The 16955-nt window shown below is 70.8% G+C and carries 18 protein-coding genes and 1 tRNA gene; 4 read left to right on the top strand and 15 right to left on the bottom strand.

Features of this window, described 5'->3' with window-relative positions; genetic code table 11:
- Positions 1-125: 125 nt before the first annotated feature.
- On the bottom strand, positions 126-596 hold the full coding sequence (locus ACFWBT_RS33680; protein WP_385706767.1) for a PPOX class F420-dependent oxidoreductase: 471 nt from the start codon (positions 594-596) through the stop codon (positions 126-128).
- 154 nt (positions 597-750) lie between these two features.
- Here ACFWBT_RS33680 and ACFWBT_RS33675 point away from each other — a divergent pair, with 154 nt between their 5' ends.
- Positions 751-1479, top strand: a complete 729-nt coding sequence (locus ACFWBT_RS33675; RefSeq protein WP_385706772.1) for a GAF and ANTAR domain-containing protein — start codon at positions 751-753, stop codon at positions 1477-1479.
- A gap of 15 nt (positions 1480-1494) precedes the next feature.
- Here ACFWBT_RS33675 and ACFWBT_RS33670 read toward each other — a convergent pair whose 3' ends face one another.
- The 3 genes from ACFWBT_RS33670 to ACFWBT_RS33660 form a co-directional block, all read right to left on the bottom strand.
- Positions 1495-2316: a YceI family protein gene (locus tag ACFWBT_RS33670; RefSeq protein WP_385706766.1), complete on the bottom strand. Its 822-nt coding sequence runs from the start codon at positions 2314-2316 to the stop codon at positions 1495-1497.
- Positions 2317-2411: 95 nt separating this feature from the next.
- Positions 2412-4937: an MFS transporter gene (locus ACFWBT_RS33665; protein ID WP_385706765.1), complete on the bottom strand. Its 2526-nt coding sequence runs from the start codon at positions 4935-4937 to the stop codon at positions 2412-2414.
- A gap of 21 nt (positions 4938-4958) precedes the next feature.
- Entirely contained in the window at positions 4959-5465 is a 507-nt protein-coding gene (locus ACFWBT_RS33660; protein ID WP_385706764.1) for a MarR family winged helix-turn-helix transcriptional regulator, read from the bottom strand.
- Between the two features lie 503 nt (positions 5466-5968).
- Here ACFWBT_RS33660 and ACFWBT_RS33655 point away from each other — a divergent pair.
- On the top strand, positions 5969-6166 hold the full coding sequence (locus tag ACFWBT_RS33655) for a hypothetical protein (protein ID WP_385706763.1): 198 nt from the start codon (positions 5969-5971) through the stop codon (positions 6164-6166).
- A 17-nt stretch (positions 6167-6183) separates the two neighbouring features.
- Here the strand turns inward: ACFWBT_RS33655 and ACFWBT_RS33650 are convergent, their stop codons facing one another.
- The 9 genes from ACFWBT_RS33650 to ACFWBT_RS33610 form a co-directional block, all read right to left on the bottom strand.
- Positions 6184-7023 (bottom strand): hypothetical protein, encoded by an 840-nt coding sequence (locus ACFWBT_RS33650; RefSeq protein ID WP_385706762.1) that lies wholly within the window; start codon positions 7021-7023, stop codon positions 6184-6186.
- Positions 7024-7073: 50 nt separating this feature from the next.
- On the bottom strand, positions 7074-7970 hold the full coding sequence (locus ACFWBT_RS33645) for an RNA polymerase sigma factor SigF (protein WP_266760411.1): 897 nt from the start codon (positions 7968-7970) through the stop codon (positions 7074-7076).
- A 244-nt stretch (positions 7971-8214) separates the two neighbouring features.
- On the bottom strand, positions 8215-9033 hold the full coding sequence (locus ACFWBT_RS33640) for an RNA polymerase sigma factor SigF (RefSeq protein WP_385706771.1): 819 nt from the start codon (positions 9031-9033) through the stop codon (positions 8215-8217).
- A gap of 459 nt (positions 9034-9492) precedes the next feature.
- On the bottom strand, positions 9493-9786 hold the full coding sequence (locus ACFWBT_RS33635) for a Dabb family protein (protein WP_385706761.1): 294 nt from the start codon (positions 9784-9786) through the stop codon (positions 9493-9495).
- A gap of 151 nt (positions 9787-9937) precedes the next feature.
- Positions 9938-10117, bottom strand: coding sequence for a hypothetical protein (locus ACFWBT_RS33630; RefSeq protein WP_266760406.1), 180 nt, complete (start codon positions 10115-10117; stop codon positions 9938-9940).
- 469 nt (positions 10118-10586) lie between these two features.
- Positions 10587-10671: transfer RNA gene (locus ACFWBT_RS33625), tRNA-Ser, on the bottom strand.
- Positions 10672-10826: 155 nt separating this feature from the next.
- Complete coding sequence (gene tadA / locus ACFWBT_RS33620) at positions 10827-11258, bottom strand: tRNA adenosine(34) deaminase TadA (RefSeq protein WP_385706770.1); 432 nt, start codon at positions 11256-11258, stop codon at positions 10827-10829.
- A gap of 530 nt (positions 11259-11788) precedes the next feature.
- Complete coding sequence (locus ACFWBT_RS33615; RefSeq protein WP_385706769.1) at positions 11789-12331, bottom strand: hypothetical protein; 543 nt, start codon at positions 12329-12331, stop codon at positions 11789-11791.
- 752 nt (positions 12332-13083) lie between these two features.
- Positions 13084-13266 (bottom strand): hypothetical protein, encoded by a 183-nt coding sequence (locus ACFWBT_RS33610; RefSeq protein WP_351551613.1) that lies wholly within the window; start codon positions 13264-13266, stop codon positions 13084-13086.
- A gap of 138 nt (positions 13267-13404) precedes the next feature.
- Here ACFWBT_RS33610 and upp point away from each other — a divergent pair, with 138 nt between their 5' ends.
- Positions 13405-14040 carry a uracil phosphoribosyltransferase gene (upp, locus tag ACFWBT_RS33605; protein WP_351132133.1) on the top strand — a complete coding sequence of 212 codons (636 nt, stop codon included), beginning with the start codon at positions 13405-13407 and terminating at the stop codon, positions 14038-14040.
- A gap of 52 nt (positions 14041-14092) precedes the next feature.
- Here upp and ACFWBT_RS33600 read toward each other — a convergent pair whose 3' ends face one another.
- Both ACFWBT_RS33600 and ACFWBT_RS33595 read right to left on the bottom strand, forming a co-directional pair.
- Positions 14093-14731 (bottom strand): LytR C-terminal domain-containing protein, encoded by a 639-nt coding sequence (locus ACFWBT_RS33600; protein ID WP_385706768.1) that lies wholly within the window; start codon positions 14729-14731, stop codon positions 14093-14095.
- Between the two features lie 114 nt (positions 14732-14845).
- Entirely contained in the window at positions 14846-15142 is a 297-nt protein-coding gene (locus ACFWBT_RS33595) for a type II toxin-antitoxin system VapB family antitoxin (RefSeq protein WP_003999914.1), read from the bottom strand.
- Between the two features lie 105 nt (positions 15143-15247).
- Here ACFWBT_RS33595 and ACFWBT_RS33590 point away from each other — a divergent pair, with 105 nt between their 5' ends.
- A complete protein-coding gene (locus ACFWBT_RS33590) occupies positions 15248-16906 on the top strand; it encodes a helicase HerA-like domain-containing protein (protein ID WP_385706760.1) in 1659 nt (552 codons plus the stop codon).
- The last annotated feature ends 49 nt before the right edge of the window (positions 16907-16955 follow it).

The raw sequence follows: 16955 nt of genomic DNA, 5'->3' as shown, positions 1-16955 counted from the left end.
TGCGATGTCCGCTGGGGGTGCAAGATTCAGCCCCTCCGGCGTTTGAGGAGCGGGGCTTGGGGGGGAGCCCCAGGGGTGGGAAGGGTAGGGGTGGAGGGGGCGAAGGAAGGCTTGGCTCGGGTGGGCTAGTCCTGGGGGGCCAGGTGGGCGGGGAAGCCGCCGGTGGCCACCGGGCCCCAGCGCGTCGGGGTGACGCGGATGATCGACTTGGCCTGCTTGCGCATGGCTTCTCGGTACTCGTCCCAGTCGGGGTGCTCACCGGCGATGTTCCGGTAGTACTCGACGAGCGGCTCGACGGAGTCGGGGGAGTCGAGGACCTCGGCCGTGCCGTCGATCTGGACCCAGGGGCCGTTCCACTCGTCGCTGAGGACGATGAGGCTGACCCGGTCGTCCCGCTTGGCGTTACGCGTCTTGGCACGCTCGGGGTACGTCGAGACGACGATGCGCCCCGAGTCGTCGACGCCGCAGGTGAGCGGGGAACCCTGGGGGCCGCCGTCGGCCCGGCGGGTGAGCAGGACGGCCCGGTGCCGGGGGCGCACGAAGTCCAGCAACTCGTCCAGGGAGACAGAGGTGTTCGTCGCGATGTCGGGTGCCATGCGATCAGCCTAGGCCGCGTGCCCCGGAGCCGCCCGCGGGCTGAGCCGGTGGGCGGCACCGGACCCGATCGGAGCAGCTAAAGTGCTGTTCGTCCTGTGCTCGCAGTCAGGAATGTGCTGCGGAGCTCTCCTGCGCATGGCCGTATGGCCGTGCATGCCGAAGAGGTTCGTGGTGGCTGCGTCCGAGTTTTCTGAATTGCCCCGTTGTGCTACGGGTTTCGAGCTGGCTGATGCCCTGATGGCCGCCGCACAGCAGTTGCACGAGACGGAAAGTACCCACAGCACCCTGCGCACCGCCGTCCGGCTGGCCGTCCACATCCTGCCCGGTGCCGAGCACGCCGGGATCTCCGTCATCGAGCGCGACGCCCGCCGGCAGACCCTGGCCTGGACGGACGAGGTCGTCCGTTCCGCCGAGGCCCTGACGGCGGACCGCGACCGTCCCCCGTACTGGAGCCGGCTCTGGACGACGCCGGTGGCTGGGATCGAGGACAGCTCCTCGGCCGAGGAGGACGGGGAGCTCGGGCTGTCGGGCCTCGGGCTGAGATCGGTGCTGTCGATGCGGCTGCGGGCCGACCAGCGCCGGCTCACCGTCCTGACGGCGTACGCGCGCAAGCCCCGCGTCTTCGACGAGTCGGCCACCCGGATCGGCCGGCTGTTCACCGCGCATGTCAGCATCGCCCTGGACTCGGTGACCATGCGCGAGCAGCTCACCGAGGCGATGCGCACCCGGGATCTGATCGGGCAGGCCACGGGCATCCTCATGGAGCGGCTCGACATCGACGCGTCCGAGGCCTTCGACAGCCTTGTGCGGACCTCCCAGCGGGAGAACATCAAGCTCCGTGACCTGGCCCGGCGGATCGTGGACGCCAGTGCGGGCGAGTAGCCGGGTGAGGCGCGCTCACGCCGCAGGCAGCGCGTCTCCCTGCACCGCCTGGATGTCCAACTCCACCTTCAAGGTCGTACCGATGGCGGAGATACCCGCCTGGACGACCTGGTTGTAGTGCATGGCGAAGTCCTCGCGGTGGAGTTCGGCGGTCGCGCGGAACGCGGCGCGGGTGCCGCCCCAGGGGTCGGCGCCGGTGCCGAGGTGGGCGAGGTCCAGGTCGACGGGACGTACGACGCCGTGCAGGGTGAGTTCGCCGTGCACGGTCCAGCGGTCGGAACCGGCCGGTGCCAGGCCCGTCGAACGGTAGGTGATCCGCGGGTACTTCTCGATGTCCAGGAAGTCCGGTGACTTCAGGTGGGTGTCGCGCATGCCGTTGCCGGTGTCGATCGAGGCGGCCGTGATCGTCGCCTCGACGCGGGACGCGGCCACGTCGTCGGGGGCGATCTCGATGCGGCCCGCGAAGTCCGTGAAGCGGCCGTGCACGCTGGAGATGCCCAGGTGCCGCGCGACCACACCGATCGAGGAGTGTGCCGGGTCGATGGTCCAGGGTCCCGGCGGGGGCAGCTCGGTGCCGCCCCGGCGGGCCAGCGTCACCTGGCCGACCTCGGCACGGCCCGCCGCCGTGACGATCGCTCCGGCCGCGGCGGGCGCGTACCCGAGAGCGGTCACGATTACCGTGTACGCGCCGGGTTCGAGGTTCGTGGTGTCGTGCACGGCTCCTTCGGTGTCCGCCTCGGCCCGCAGCACCTGCGCGCCGGTCGTGTCGGTCACCGTGACGACCGCGTGCGACACGGCCCATCCGTCCCGTGTACGGATCCTCGCGGTCAGTCCCATGGCAGTAACTCCTTGCGATGCGGCAAATGAAAACCGGCCCGTGGGGGGCGCACCTCCGCTCAGAGCGCGCGCATCCCCACGGGCCGGGGCTCGGACTACTCGCCGGGGTGGGCGAGTTCGATCTCGTGGTCGTCCACGCCACGGCCGCCGACGGTCAGCGCGGTCGCCACCGGCGGATAGCCCGCCGCGATGACGGTGTACTCGCCGCCGTCCAGGTCGGTGAAGGCGTAGGCGCCGTCGGTGCCGGTCCTGGCCGTGCCGACCACGTTGCCGGCCGCGTCCACGAGCGTCACGCGGGCGTCAGACAGGGGGCCGTGCGGCGCCCGTACGACACCCTGGACCTGGGCGCCCGAGTCGAGGTCGACCTCGATCCGGGTGACCCCGGCGCCGCCGACCTCGACGGGCAGCGCCCGCGGCCGGTGACCCGCGGCGTTCACCGCGACCGTCACGACGCCGGGCACCAGTTCGGCGAAGGCGAACTCGCCCTGCTCACCGGTGGTTCCGGAGGCCAGCACATCACCGCGGACGTCGGTCACGATCACCATCGCGTCCTTGACCGGGTCGCCGCCCTCGGCGGCCCGGACGACACCGCTCAGCCCGCTGGTGCCGCTCAGCAGGATGTCGTACGCGAGCGGCTCGTCGTTCACGACGATCGTCGAGGCCTGCGGCTGGAAGCCGTCGGCGGAGGCGATCAGGACGTAGGAGCCCACACCGGGCGCGTCCACCGCGTAGGAACCGTCGGTCTGTGCGACCGAGCGGCCGAGCTGCCGTCCCGCCGGTGAGATCAGCGTGACCGCGGCCTGCGGAACGGGCGCGCTCTCGGCGCCGCGGACCTGACCGTGCACCGTGATGCCGCCGGACGCGGGCTGCGCGGTGCCCTCCCTCGTCGCGGTGGCGACGGCGGCGAGCCGCCGCGTGCCCTCGGTGGCCGCCTCGGTGGTGGCGACGGCCGGGGCGAGGGCCGCGGTGGCCGCGGCCTCGACGGCTTCGGCGACGGGAGCCTCGGTGACCGGTTCCCCGGACTTCTCCGCGGCGGCCTGCGCCAACGCGCCGGACGTCCGCAGCGGGACCTCCTTGATGAACAGCACGATGAGGAAGGCGATCAGCGCCATGCCCGCGGCGATCAGGAAGACGTCCGCGATGCCGTGGCCGTACGCGCTCTCCATCACGGTGCGCAGCGGCGCGGGCAGCTTGTCCATGTCCGGGATGCTGGAGCTGGAGTCCGAACCCGAGCCCAGGGAGGCGTACTTGGGGCCGAGGTCGGTCAGCCCGTCCTTCACGTAGTCGGTGATCCGGTTGGCCATGACCGCGCCGAGCGCGGAGACGCCGATCGCACCACCGAGGGAACGGAAGAACGTCACGGTGGAGCTCGCCGCGCCCAGGTCGGACGGCGCCACCTGGTTCTGCGTGGAGAGCACCAGGTTCTGCATCATCATGCCGATGCCGAGGCCCAGCAGCGCCATGAAGATCGCGATGTGCCAATAGGTCGTGTCGTAGCGGATGGTGCCGAGGAGGCCGAGGCCCGCGGTGACCAGGAAGCCGCCGCTGACCAGCCAGTACTTCCACCGTCCGGTCTTGGTGATGACCTGACCGGAGACCGTGGAGGAGACGAACAGGCCGGCGATCATCGGGATCGTCATGACACCGGACATCGTCGGGGACTTGTCCCGCGCCAGCTGGAAGTACTGGCTGAAGAAGACGGTGCCGGTGAACATCGCGACACCCACGAAGAGCGAGGCGAGGGAGGAGAGGGTGATGGTGCGGTTGCGGAACAGCCGCAGCGGGATGATCGGCTCGCTCGCCCTGGACTCGACGAGGACGAACAGCAGTCCGAGGACGATCGCGCCCGCGATCATCGTGTACGTCTGCCACGAGACCCAGTCGTACTTGTCACCGGCGAAGGTGACCCAGAGCAGCAGCAGCGAGACCGCGGCGGAGATGAAGAACGCGCCGCCCCAGTCGACCTTCACGTCCCGCTTCACGACGGGCAGGTGCAGGGTCTTCTGCAGCACGATCAGCGCGATGATCGCGAACGGCACACCGACGTAGAAGCACCAGCGCCAGCCGAGCCAGCTGGTGTCGGTGATGACACCGCCGAGCAGCGGGCCGCCTACGGTTGCGACGGCGAACGTCGCGCCCAGGTAGCCGGAGTAGCGCCCGCGCTCACGCGGGGAGATCATCGCGGCCATCACGATCTGGGCGAGCGCGGACAGACCGCCGACGCCGACGCCCTGCACCACACGGCATGCGATGAGCATGCCGGGGTTCTGGGACAGGCCGGCGGCGGCCGATCCCAGTACGTAGATGATGAGGGCTATCTGTACGAGCGCCTTCTTGCTGTACAGGTCGGAGAGCTTGCCCCACAGAGGCGTGGTCGCGGTCATGGCCAGCAGCGAGGCCGTGACGACCCAGGTGTAGGCGGACTGGCCGCCGCCCAGGTCGCCGATGATCTCGGGGAGCGCGTTGGTGACGATCGTCGACGACAGGATCGCGACGAACATGCCGAGCAGCAGCCCGGAGAGCGCCTCCATGATCTGCCGGTGCGTCATCGGAGCGCCGTCGGCGACGCCTCCGTGCTTGGCGTGAGAGCCCCGCACACCGGCTGGTGTGGTCGTTGCCATGCGGTTCCTTTTCTTACGTACTTACGCGGGTGTACGGGTGGTCAGTTCTGATACGTCTGTCGCATACGGGGGAGGGTGCGCGAGCGTCCGCTGCGTGGAGCGGCAGTCGCCGAAGCTCTCGCGCAGCCGGCCCATCAGCTCGATGAGCAGTCCGACCTCGTCCTCGGACCAGTGGCTCAGCCGGTCGGCGAGCAGCCGCGATGTGCGCAGGGAGAGCTCGTCGAGCTGCTCCTGGCCGGCGTCGGTGAGGCGCAGGATGCGTGAGCGCTTGTCGGCCGGGTCGGGGGACCGTTCTATCCAGCCCCGGTCGGCGACATGCGCGACATGCCGGCTGGTCACCGACATGTCCACGGACAGCAGCTCCGCGAGCCTGCTCATCCGCATCTCGCCGTACCGGCCGAGCAGCGTGAGCACGGCGGCGGAGCCCCCGGAACAGTCGGGCGGCAGGATCCGTCCCATGTCCCTCTTCACGGCACCGATGGCACTGAGCTGACGAGCCAATTCCTCGTACTGCGCCTGCTCGGCCACCGCACCTCCCGTATTCGTTGCTTGGGGCAACCATAAAAGCAGTTGGTTGCCGCAGGCAAACGAGTTCGGTGCTTCAGGGATAAAAACTTGGCAAAGGCAAGCATTGGCGAATGTAAATACGCAGGTGAGGGGTGGTGGTCGCTCTGTCGTTTGCGGTGGTCGGTCTTTCGTTCGCCGGGTGGCGCGTCCGGCCCGGTGGTCGCGTCACCCGCGAGGTCCGGTCCGGGATGGGATGCGGAAGACAGGAGGGACCGGCCCGGGGGGTCTCGCGGGGTGCGCGGGGGTGCGCGGGGTGAGTTCTCGCGAGACCCCCGGCCGGTGAGAGGTCAGGGCGGGCACGGCGACGGGTGAGCGCCGGTGTGAAGGCGCCTCGCGGTCGGTGTGAAGGCGCGTCGTGAGCCGTGTGAAGGCCTGTCGCGATCGGTGCGAAGGCCCGTCGCGATCGGTGTGAAGGGGAACCCTGCACTTGGGCAGCCCCCGTGTATTCGCTAGGGTCCTGGCCTATGGCAAACACCCAGGGCCCCGAGGGCAACTACGACCCCGCGGGCAGCACCCAGATGTTCCGTGCGTTCGTCGACGAGGCCCCTCAGGGCCGGCAGCAGCAGGCGGCCGCTCCCGCGGGTCCCCGCGTGGGTCTGATCATCGGCATCGTCGTCGCCGTCGTGGTCGTCGCCGCGGTGGCCTGGCTCGCGCTCAAGTAGCCGGGCGGGGCCGCGCCCTACTTCCACCGGACGGACACGTCCCGTGTCTCGATGTGCATGCCCAACGGCACGCGCCACGCGTCGACGCACACCGTCCAGGTCCCGCTCTTCCCCGCGCCGGCGGCGATCGGCGCGGGAAGGGCCCCGGTCGACCCGATCGTCGCCCAGTCGATCCCGAGCGACCCGATGATGTGCGTCCCGAACGTCACCGTGCCCGAACGCACCGCTGTACCACCGGTGTTGCGGAAGGAGACGGTCACCTTCTCGCACCACCGATGATCGGCGGCCGCGCGCGAGGTCCCGCTCACGCCGAGTACGGCAGGCCCGGCGCTCGCCGTGGCCCCGGGCGCGGACGGCGTGGAGGGGTGCCCCGAACTCCCGCCCGTACGGCCGGAGTCGCCGCCGGAGGACGCGGAGGACCCGCCACCGGAGGATGACGAGGACCCGCCGGCGGCGCCGCTCCCCGTGTCTCCCCGACCACCGTCGCCGGTACCCGGACCACCCGCGCCTCCCGGACCACCGGCAGGCGCGTCCGAGCCCTCCGCGTCACCGGCGCCGCCTGCCGGGAGCGAGCCCGGATCGCCGGTGGCCGCCTTCCCGGTGCCGGAACTCCCCTTGCCTCCCGCGGCGTTGGAGGCGTCCGCGGCCGCGCCGTGCAGCGGCACCAGAGACACCTCGCCCGAAGGTGCCACCGCGGCCCCCGACGCCCGTGGAGAGCCGCCCGCGGCCCCGACGGCGACATAGCCGCCGCCCCTTCCGTCGCTCGCGCACGCGGCCAGCGCTCCGCCCAGACACAGCACGGCCGCCGAGGCACCCACCAGGGCACCTCGGCGACCGCGTATCGACTCGTGACGCATCGCGCCAGTGTGGCTGACGATCCGTCAATTATGAACCCCGCGTGGGGCGGTCAGTCGGAGATGAGGCCTTCCCGCAGCTGGGCCAGGGTGCGGGTGAGGAGACGGGAGACGTGCATCTGCGAGATGCCGACCTCCTCGCCGATCTGCGACTGGGTCATGTTCGCGAAGAAGCGGAGCATGATGATCCGGCGCTCGCGGGGCGGCAGCTTGGCGAGCAGCGGCTTGAGCGACTCGCGGTACTCCACGCCCTCCAGGGCGGTGTCCTCGTAGCCGAGGCGATCCGCGAGGGAGCCCTCGCCGCCGTCGTCCTCCGGGGCGGGCGAGTCGAGCGACGACGCCGTGTACGCGTTGCCGACGGCGAGGCCGTCGACCACGTCCTCCTCGGACACCCCGAGAACGGCGGCGAGTTCGGCGACCGTCGGCGACCGGTCGAGCTTCTGCGAGAGCTCGTCGCTGGCCTTGGTGAGGGCGAGCCGCAGCTCCTGGAGGCGCCGCGGAACGCGGACGGACCAGGACGTGTCACGGAAGAACCGCTTGATCTCGCCGACGACCGTCGGCATCGCGAAGGTCGGGAACTCGACGCCGCGTTCGCAGTCGAAGCGGTCGATCGCCTTGATCAGGCCGATGGTGCCGACCTGGACGATGTCCTCCATCGGCTCGTTGCGGGAGCGGAAGCGGGCCGCCGCGTACCGGACGAGCGGGAGGTTGAGCTCGATGAGGGTGTCCCGGACGTAGCCACGCTCCGGGCTGTTCTCGGCGAGTGCGGCGAGCCGCAGGAAGAGGGAGCGGGACAGGGTCCGGGTGTCGATGGCGCCCGAGGACTCGGGTACCAGAACGGCTTCCGGGGCCTCGGCGGCAGGGACATCGTGAAGCGCGGCGTGCGCCTCGGGCGCTGCGTCGCTCTTCGTGAGCGTGAGCACCTTCGAGCTGCCCTGATCTGCGGACATGCCACCCCCTTTGGGTCGCGGACGGTCGCGGCAATCGCTCCCGTCGGAGGAACGCAGCCTCCACCTGAATACCGGAGGCGAGGCCGCGGCAAACGCGCTTCCGGAAGAATGTCACATGTCGGCAACACGCTGTAGTGACATGTCGACATGGAGAGGGTGGATCGGCCCTGGAAAAAGGGGGTCTGACGGTTTTTCAGCGCTGAAACGACAGAAAATGCGAGCTTGAGCGATTCGCTCTTTTCGGTTACGCCTCGATCCTGTTTGCGGATCGAAGACGCGCGAAGCTGCGGGCGAGGAGCCTTGACACATGCATCTGGGAGACTCCCAGCTCGGCGCTGATCTGCGACTGGGTGAGGTTGCTGTAGTAGCGCAACAGCAGGATCCGCTGCTCCCGTTCGGGCAGTTGTACGAGCAAATGCCGTACGAGGTCGCGGTGTTCGACTCCGTCGAGCGCGGGGTCCTCGTAGCCGAGACGGTCGAGCAGTCCGGGCAGTCCGTCGCCCTCCTGGGCCGCTTCGAGGGAGGTCGCGTGGTACGAACGTCCCGCCTCGATGCAGGAGAGCACCTCCTCCTCGGAGATGCGCAGCCGTTCGGCGATTTCCGCGGTGGTGGGCGAGCGCCCGAAGGCGGTCGTCAGGTCCTCGGTCGCGCTGTTCACCTGCACCCACAGCTCGTGCAGCCGGCGCGGTACGTGGACCGTGCGAACGTTGTCACGGAAGTACCGCTTGATCTCGCCGACGACCGTCGGCATCGCGAAGGTGGGGAACTGTACGCCGCGGTCCGGGTCGAAGCGGTCGATCGCGTTGATCAGGCCGATGGTGCCGACCTGGACCACGTCCTCCATCGGCTCGTTGCGCGAGCGGAAGCGGGCCGCCGCGTACCGGACGAGCGGGAGGTTCGCCTCGATGAGGGCGCCGCGGACCCGGTGGTGCGCGGGGGTGCCCGGCTCCAGCGTCTTGAGTTCGCCGAAGAGCACCTGGGTGAGGGCCCGGGTGTCGGCGCCGCGCCGCCGCTCGTGCGTGACCTCCTGGATCGGCGCGGGGCCGGGTGCGGGGTCCGACACGGGGTCCGGCGCGGGGCCGGGTGCGGGATCCGAGGTGGGGCTGGGTGCGGGATCGGACGTGGGGCCGGCTTCCGGGCTGGGGGAGGGGCCGGGGCTCGTCGGGGCATGCGTCGAGGCGCTCGGTGCGGCGTTCGGTGCCGTGGTCTGTGCCGGGGGTGAGGCCGGGGCCGGGGCGGGCGTGAGGGCCGGTGCCGGGGCCGTGGCCGGGGCTTCCTCCTGGGGCGGCGCAGTACTGGCCGACACGGTCAACGCCACCTCTTCATTCGTCAACGATCCGTCGACGTATCCGTCAACTCATCCGTCAAAAGCGGTCATAGCATCACAAGACATGTGCACTGTGTGCAAGCACCGCATAATGCCGTGTTGGAGCCGAGTTGGAGGCGATGTGGGCCGTAGGACGGTGAAAACCCCTGACCGGTTGAGGTCAGGGGCCGGGGAAGAGCGTGCGATCAAGAACGATCAGAACGGGTAATCGGCGATCACCCACGTGGCGAACTCGCGCCAGAGCGCGACGCCGGCCTGGTGCGCCGGGTGCTCCAGGTAACGCTTGAGGGCGTCGGTGTCCTCGACGGCGGAGTTGATCGCGAAGTCGTACGCGATGGGCCGGTCGGTGATGTTCCAGTCGCACTCCCAGAACCGCAGCTCCGGGATCTGCCCGCCGAGCGCGCGGAAAGCGGCGACGCCCTCGACGACGCGGGGCTCGTCGCGCCGGACACCGTCGTTGAGCTTGAAGAGGACCAGATGGCGGATCAAGGACACTCCCTGGTGGTGCGGTTCTCTGCTCGGTCGCGCCCTCGCCCGGTCACACCCGCTCGGCGTGGGGCGCGCGGAATCCCTGCCGCGCGGGCCCGTCCCGCGGGCTCCGTCGTGCGGGACCCTGCCGTGAGGGCGCCGGCGCCGGGCGTCAGTTCTGGGCTCCGTCGGCGATCCAGCTCATGAAGTCGCCGACGGCCTGAGCGGCGCTCGATATGCCCTCGAAGCCTATCTGGACGTAATCGGCGGCCTTTGCCGGATCCGTGATGATCACGTAGAGCACGAAGACCACGAGTATGTAGATGGCGATCTTCTTCGAATTCACCGCCATCGCGGCCTCCCCTGTGACTGCTGCGCCCGGTGGGCCCCCTGTTGCCGGCGGTGAGTGTAACCTTCACGCCGCCTTTAGGGACCAACGGCCCGCTGGTCGAGGTCTTTTGCCGGGCCGGAGCGGCGCTCCGGCGGCGCAGGATGGAAGGGAGCCCCGGCGGAATCGTCAGGAGTCCACGGGGCCTGGAGGGACCTCACTGCGGGGTCCTCGCCGCAGGCTTCCCCCCGAGACGGCGGCGTGGACTTGTGGGTCCTTCCCATCGGGGGAAGCGGCGTCCCCCGTTGGCGCCGCTTCCCCCGTCCTCCGCGGGAGCGGAGGACCCTTGAGGGTGCGGAAAGCCCCGGCGACTGAGCGGCGCCGGGGCTCTTCCGTACCCGGAGCCGTACGAGGTCCCCGCGTCCGGAACGTACGAAGGCTCCGCCCCCGGAACGCACGAAGGGCCCCGTCTTTCGACGAGGCCCTTCAGAAGCGGTAGCGGAGGGATTTGAACCCTCGGTGACTTGCGCCACACTCGCTTTCGAGGCGAGCTCCTTCGGCCGCTCGGACACGCTACCGAGGGAGACCCTACCCCAAGGTGGGCCGTGGTCTGAAATCCGTTTCGGCGGCTCCGGACCTTCCGTGCGGGACGTGGCCGGACGTCGGGTCGGTGCTCGCCCGGACCTCGCCCGAGGTGTGACGGGTGCTCGGTCGGAGCGCGCCCGGTGCCTGGTCAGCGGTCGCGGAAGAAGTCGGTGAGCAGTGCGGCGGCCTCCTCGGCGAGGACGCCCTCGATGACCTCGGGCCGGTGGTTGAGCCGCCGGTCGCGGACGACGTCCCAGACGGTGCCGGTCGCGCCCGCCTTCTCGTCGCGTGCGCCGTACACCACCCGCTCGACACGGGACTGCACGAGCGCGCCCGCGCACATCGTGCAGGGCTCCAGGGTCACGACGAGCGTGCAGCCGGACAGCCGCCACTCGCCGAGCCGCGCGGCGGCCCTGCGCAGCGCGAGGACCTCGGCGTGCGCCGTCGGGTCCCCGGTGGCCTCGCGTTCGTTGTGCCCGGCGGCGAGCACGGTCGTGCCGTCCGGGGCCAGCACGACGGCACCGACGGGCACGTCTCCGCCCCGAACGGCCAGCCGTGCCTCGTCCAGAGCGAGCCGCATCGGTGCCCGCCATGGATCGCGTACGGGATCGGGCGGCCGAGGTACCTGGTGGGGGGTGCTCACCCGGGGAACCTAGCGGAATCCCCCGGAGCCGACGGCCGCACCCGCCCCGGCGGGAGCCGACGGCAGGCACTCGCCCCGCCACGAGCCGACGGCAGTCACTCGGCCCGGCGGGAGCCGACGACAGTCACCCGCCCCGGCGTCCCGGGCCCGTCCCGTCGCCCGTACAGGGGCGTACTCGGCCTCCTGCTCCGGGGCGGGAGGCCGAGGGAACGGCACTCCGCTGCCACCGGCACGGCACGCCGACCCGCAGGCACGAGGGTCGAGCCCACCAGCGTGAGGCCAGGCCCACCGGCGCGAGGGCCGAGGCCACCGGTAGGAGGGGTTGAGCCGCCAGCACGGGATAGGGCGCACTGGTATGAGGGCCGGGCCCACCGGTACAGGGGCCAGGCCCACCGGTACAGGGGCCAGGCCCACCGATGTGGGGCCTGGTCCACCTTCGGGGCGCCTGGCCCACCTTCCGGGGGGGCCTAGCGCACGGTCTCCAGGACCTCTGCCGCTCCCAGCGCCTCGGCGATCGTGCTGAGCGCGTCGCCTTCGTCCAGGGCCAGCAGTTCCCTCTCGCTCACTCCGAGGTCCGCGAGGATGTAGCGGTCCCCGACAGGGCTGTGCGACACGGCATCGCCGGCCACGCTCCCCTCCTCCTCCTCGTCGTCGTCCGCGGAGTCCTCGGGTTCACCGTCCTCCGTACCGTCCAGGTCGAGGGAGTCCAGGTCGGCGTCGTCGCCGCCCGGCTCCCGTCCTAGCAGTTCGTCCGTGAGCAGGATCTCGCCGTACGAACTGCGGGCAGCCGCGGCGGCATCCGAGACGTAGATGCGCGGATCCTCCTCGCCGTCCACGCGGACGACGCCGAACCACGCGTCCTCCTGCTCGATGAGCACGAGCACCGTGTCCTCGTCCGAGACTTCACGGGCCAGGTCGGTCAGATCCGACAGGGTCTCCACATCGTCGAGCTCTGTATCGCTCGCTTGCCACCCGTCTTCGGTGCGCGCGAGCAGTGCGGCGAAGTACACCGTGACTCTCCCACTGGTCATAGGCGTGCCGGTTGGGGTTCCCCCCGGCGGAGGCTGTGGGCGGGGAGTGCTGCTCCGAGCCCCGCCCACTCGGAATCGTGGCAGAAACAGAGCGTTCAGGGGACGTCTTCGGCCTGCTGTGTCTGCTCCTTTGATCGCTAACAGCGGATCGTACGCGGATGCCTGCGCCGCGTACGCACCTCTCGGCCCGACACGGCCACCGCACCGCCCCTCGTGGGACGGGCGCGGCCCGCTTCCACGGCGGCCGGGCGGCCGGTTTCCCACGGGCGAGCCACCGGCTGCGCTCTGGGCGCGTCATCCCCGCACGGCGGGCGTGCCGTCGAGTGGGCTGCGGGCGCGTCACCTCTTCACACCGGGTGTGCCCCCCGGTCGTGGAGTGGGCGTGTCACTCACGCACGGTGGGCCATGTCGCCGAATTCCTCGTTGGCGTGGCGGCCACGGTGATGCGGGCGCGGCGGCGACTCCCATGGGCGGCCCGGCGACGGGCGGTGCGGCGACCTGGGGTGTGAGCGGGACGTGGCTCGGCGTGGGCGTGTCACCTGCTCACCGGGCTTGCCTGGACCGGCTGGACCCGGCGTGGGTGTGTCCGGGCGTGCCTGGACCTGGCGTGGGCGTGGGCGTGGCGTCGGGCGCGGGTCGACCTGCGCCGTGCGCGGCCGCCGGTCTCGGTCGCGGTGTCCGTCGGACGTCGGCGGCCGCCGCGCACGGGGCGGTGGCCGTGACGGGGCGGGCTACCAGCGGAAGGTGCGCATCCGCATGGCGTGGCGCAGCCGGGCGGTCTTGGCGCGGCGGGGCTGGACCCGGTCGCGCAGCTCGCGTGCCTCGGTCAGGTCGCGCAGGAACTGGGCCCGTCGTCTCCTGCGTTCGGCGTCGCTCTCCAGCCGCTCGGAGGTCTCCTCTTCCGGGTTCCGCATTGGCACACCACCCCAGGTCCGTCCCTCCCACCTTCCCTCTGATGGACGGTTTGATGCCAGCGGACGGGTGATGCCGGGGGACGGGCCTTGCCGGGCGGGACAGTGGCGGGCGGCGGGAGCCCGGCTACTGTTGTGGACATGCGTCTCCACGTCGTCGACCACCCCCTGGTCGCCCATAAGCTCACCACCCTGCGCGACCGGCGCACCGACTCCGCGACCTTCCGGCGGCTCGCCGACGAGCTGGTCACCCTGCTCGCCTACGAGGCCACCCGTGACGTCCGCACGGAGCAGGTCGACATCGTGACCCCGGTCTCCCCGACCACGGGCGTCAAGCTCTCCTACCCGCGCCCGCTCGTCGTGCCGATCCTGCGCGCGGGCCTCGGCATGCTCGACGGAATGGTCCGGCTGCTGCCGACCGCCGAGGTGGGCTTCCTGGGCATGGTGCGCGACGAGGAGACGCTTCAGGCCTCCACGTACGCCACCCGCATGCCGGACGACCTCTCCGGTCGCCAGGTGTACGTCCTCGACCCGATGCTGGCCACCGGCGGCACGCTCGTCGCCGCGATCCAGGAGCTGATCAAGCGCGGCGCCGACGACGTCACCGCCGTGGTCCTCCTCGCCGCCCCGGAGGGTGTCGAGGTCATGGAGCGCGAGCTGGCGGGCACGCCGGTCACCGTCGTCACGGCCTCGATCGACGAGCGCCTGAACGAGCACGGCTACATCGTGCCGGGTCTCGGCGACGCCGGGGACCGCATGTACGGGGCCGCCGAGTAACGTCGCGGCGGCACCCGAGCCGCTCCGCCGCGACGGCGGAGCCGCTCAGGTGTCAGCAGCTCTTCTTCGAGGCGGAGGGCGCGGGCTTGGGCTGAGCCAGGACGGTCAGCGCCTTGTCGGCGTCCTCCTTCTTCGTCAGCGCCTTGAAACCGGTGCCGATGATGAGGTCGACCGTCGTGGCCTTCGCGCGGCCGTCGGTCTTCACCTCGGCGCCCGAGAGCTGGGTGTTGAGGACGGGGAGCGCGGCCTGGTCGGCGCCCTTGGCGCCGAGCAGTATCCCGGCGCCCGCGACCTTCTTGTCGTACGCGGCCGTCGCGTTGCCCACGTCACCGATCTTGAAGCCGCGTTTCTTCAGCTCGTCCGCCGTCTCCTTGGCGAGCCCGCCGCGGGGGGTCGCGTTGAGGACGTTCACGGTGATCTGGCCGGGCTTGGGCAGGGCGGCCGCGAGCCTGGCGGACGCCGCGGAGGCCTTCGCCGAGGGCGTGACCTTCGAGCCGCAGTCGGCCTTGGCGCCCGCGGCCGTGGCCGTGTCACCACCGCCCGTGAAGACGTCGATGAGCTGCAGGGTCCCCCACCCGATCAGCCCGAGTGCGGTGACGGAGGCGACGACCAGGAACGCGAGCCTGCGACGTCCACGGGGTCGGCGCATCCGCGGGTACTTGTCCCCCGTGATCCGGTACTGGCCACCCATGCCAGGGGGAGTAAGCATGCTCATGGGCGCAGCGTAGTGCGCCGAGACCCCGATGCCTACTAAATGATCATTGCCCGGCGTTCAGTTCAACCCTTTGGGGTCAAGCCGTGGCCATTAGTCCAGTTCAAGGACGCGCGCGTGCAGCACCTGGCGCTGCTGGAGCGCGGCGCGGACGGCGCGGTGCAGGCCGTCCTCCAGGTACAGATCGCCCTGCCACTTGACCACGTGTGCGAAGAGGTCGCCGTAGAAAGTGGAGTCCTCGGCGAGGAGGGTCTCCAGGTCCAGCTGGCCCTTGGTCGTCACGAGCTGATCGAGGCGGACCGGGCGCGGCGCGACGTCCGCCCACTGCCGGGTGCTTTCCCGGCCGTGGTCGGGGTACGGCCGGCCGTTTCCGATGCGCTTGAAGATCACACGGAAAGCCTACCGGTCAAGACCTTCCGGGCGCAGCCATGGCGACGGAGTGCGACGCTGGAAAAGATGCTGCAAATCATCGCAAATCGGGAACAGGGGTCTGAGATGAGTGACAGCGAGACCATGCCCTCGGCTGCCGCTGGGACCGCTCCCGAAGAGGTGGTCCGTGCCTCCGCCCTCCCGCGGGAGGCCCTGGAGATCGCCTCCGGCTACGCCTTCGCGGGTCCCGCCCTCGATCTGGGCGCGCTGCTCTGGGACGGGACGTGCCTGTCCGACGCGCAGATTCGTGTCCCGTTGCCGATGCTCAACCGGCACGGCCTGGTGGCGGGCGCCACCGGCACCGGCAAGACCAAGACGCTCCAGCTGATCGCCGAGCAGCTGTCGGCGCAGGGTGTGCCGGTCTTCCTCGCGGACATCAAGGGTGATGTCTCCGGGATCTCGGCGCCGGGCGAGTCGGGGGCGAAGGTCCAGGAGCGGGCCCGGGAGGTCGGCCAGACGTGGACGCCGGGCGGCTGTCCGGCGGAGTTCTACGCGCTCGGCGGCCTGGGCCACGGCATTCCCGTACGGGCCACGGTCACCGCCTTCGGACCGGTGCTGCTGTCCAAGGTGCTCCAGCTCAACCGGACCCAGGAGCAGTCGCTCGGCCTGATCTTCCACTACGCCGACCAGAAGGGCCTGGAACTGGTCGACCTCAAGGACCTGCGCGCGGTCGTCGCCTTTCTGACCTCGGACGAGGGCAAGCGGGAACTGAAGGGGATCGGCGGGCTGTCCACCGCCACGGCGGGTGTCATCCTGCGGTCCCTGACAGCGTTCGAGGCGCAGGGCATGAGCCCCTTCTTCGGGGAGCCGGAGTTCGACACGAGCGAGCTGACGCGTACCGCGCCGGACGGCCGGGGCGTGGTGTCGGTCCTCGAACTGCCCGCCGTGCAGGAGAAACCACAGCTCTTCTCGACGTTCCTGATGTGGCTGCTCGCCGACCTCTTCCACGACCTCCCGGAGGTCGGCGACGCCGACAAGCCCAAGCTCGTCTTCTTCTTCGACGAGGCGCATCTGCTCTTCAACGACGCGTCGAAGGCGTTCCTCGACTCGATCACGCAGACCGTCCGGCTGATTCGCTCGAAAGGGGTCGGCGTCTTCTTCGTGACGCAGACGCCGAAGGACGTCCCCGGAGACGTCCTCGCCCAGCTCGGCAACCGGGTCCAGCACGCGCTGCGCGCCTTCACCCCGGACGACCAGAAGGCTCTGAAGGCCACCGTGAAGACGTTCCCCGATTCTCCGTACGACCTCGAAGAGGTCCTCACCGGACTGGGCACCGGCGAAGCCGTCGTCACCGTGCTGAGCGAGAAGGGTGCTCCGACGCCGGTCGCGGCGACCCGGCTGCGGGCGCCGCAGTCCCTGATGGGGCCGGTGGGGGCGGGCGCGCTCGATCAGGTGGTGCGGGCCTCGCCGTTGTACGGGCGGTACGCGACGGCCGTGGACCGGGAGTCGGCGTACGAGAAGCTGACGTCGGCGCAGGCCGGCGGTGGGGCGGCCTCCGGTTCGCAGCCGGCCCCGCCGTCCTCTTCCGCCCCGCCGTCATCGGGTGGGCGGGGTGCGCCGGAGGCCGCGCGCTCCGGGGGCCGGAGCCGGTCGAAGGAGAACGCCTCCGTCGTCGAGCAGGTCGTCGGCAGCGGGCTGTTCAAGTCCCTGGCCCGGTCGGTGGGGACGCAGATCGGGCGGGAGATCACGCGGTCGATCTTCGGGACGGCTCGGAAGAGGCGCTAGAGAGGGCCCAGGAGGGGTTCGCTGGGAGGGCGGCCGCCCCCGTGCGGGG

The sequence above is a fragment of the Streptomyces sp. NPDC060027 genome (genome assembly GCF_042737005.1).
Taxonomy (GTDB): Bacteria; Actinomycetota; Actinomycetes; order Streptomycetales; family Streptomycetaceae; genus Streptomyces.
This window is presented reverse-complemented; position numbering and strand designations above follow the sequence as displayed.

Excerpts from the sequence above, each read along its gene's own strand:
- ACFWBT_RS33675 (WP_385706772.1), top strand. The coding sequence starts at position 751 with ATGCCGAAGAGGTTCGTGGTGGCTGCGTCCGAGTTTTCTGAATTGCCC.
- ACFWBT_RS33645 (WP_266760411.1), bottom strand. The coding sequence starts at position 7,970 with ATGTCCGCAGATCAGGGCAGCTCGAAGGTGCTCACGCTCACGAAGAGC.
- tadA (WP_385706770.1), bottom strand. The coding sequence starts at position 11,258 with ATGCGGCTCGCTCTGGACGAGGCACGGCTGGCCGTTCGGGGCGGAGAC.
- ACFWBT_RS33680 (WP_385706767.1), bottom strand. The coding sequence starts at position 596 with ATGGCACCCGACATCGCGACGAACACCTCTGTCTCCCTGGACGAGTTG.
- ACFWBT_RS33600 (WP_385706768.1), bottom strand. The coding sequence starts at position 14,731 with ATGGGTGGCCAGTACCGGATCACGGGGGACAAGTACCCGCGGATGCGC.
- ACFWBT_RS33610 (WP_351551613.1), bottom strand. The coding sequence starts at position 13,266 with ATGCGGAACCCGGAAGAGGAGACCTCCGAGCGGCTGGAGAGCGACGCC.
- ACFWBT_RS33590 (WP_385706760.1), top strand. The coding sequence starts at position 15,248 with ATGAGTGACAGCGAGACCATGCCCTCGGCTGCCGCTGGGACCGCTCCC.
- ACFWBT_RS33665 (WP_385706765.1), bottom strand. The coding sequence starts at position 4,937 with ATGGCAACGACCACACCAGCCGGTGTGCGGGGCTCTCACGCCAAGCAC.
- ACFWBT_RS33655 (WP_385706763.1), top strand. The coding sequence starts at position 5,969 with ATGGCAAACACCCAGGGCCCCGAGGGCAACTACGACCCCGCGGGCAGC.
- upp (WP_351132133.1), top strand. The coding sequence starts at position 13,405 with ATGCGTCTCCACGTCGTCGACCACCCCCTGGTCGCCCATAAGCTCACC.
- ACFWBT_RS33630 (WP_266760406.1), bottom strand. The coding sequence starts at position 10,117 with ATGGCGGTGAATTCGAAGAAGATCGCCATCTACATACTCGTGGTCTTC.
- ACFWBT_RS33650 (WP_385706762.1), bottom strand. The coding sequence starts at position 7,023 with ATGCGTCACGAGTCGATACGCGGTCGCCGAGGTGCCCTGGTGGGTGCC.
- ACFWBT_RS33670 (WP_385706766.1), bottom strand. The coding sequence starts at position 2,316 with ATGGGACTGACCGCGAGGATCCGTACACGGGACGGATGGGCCGTGTCG.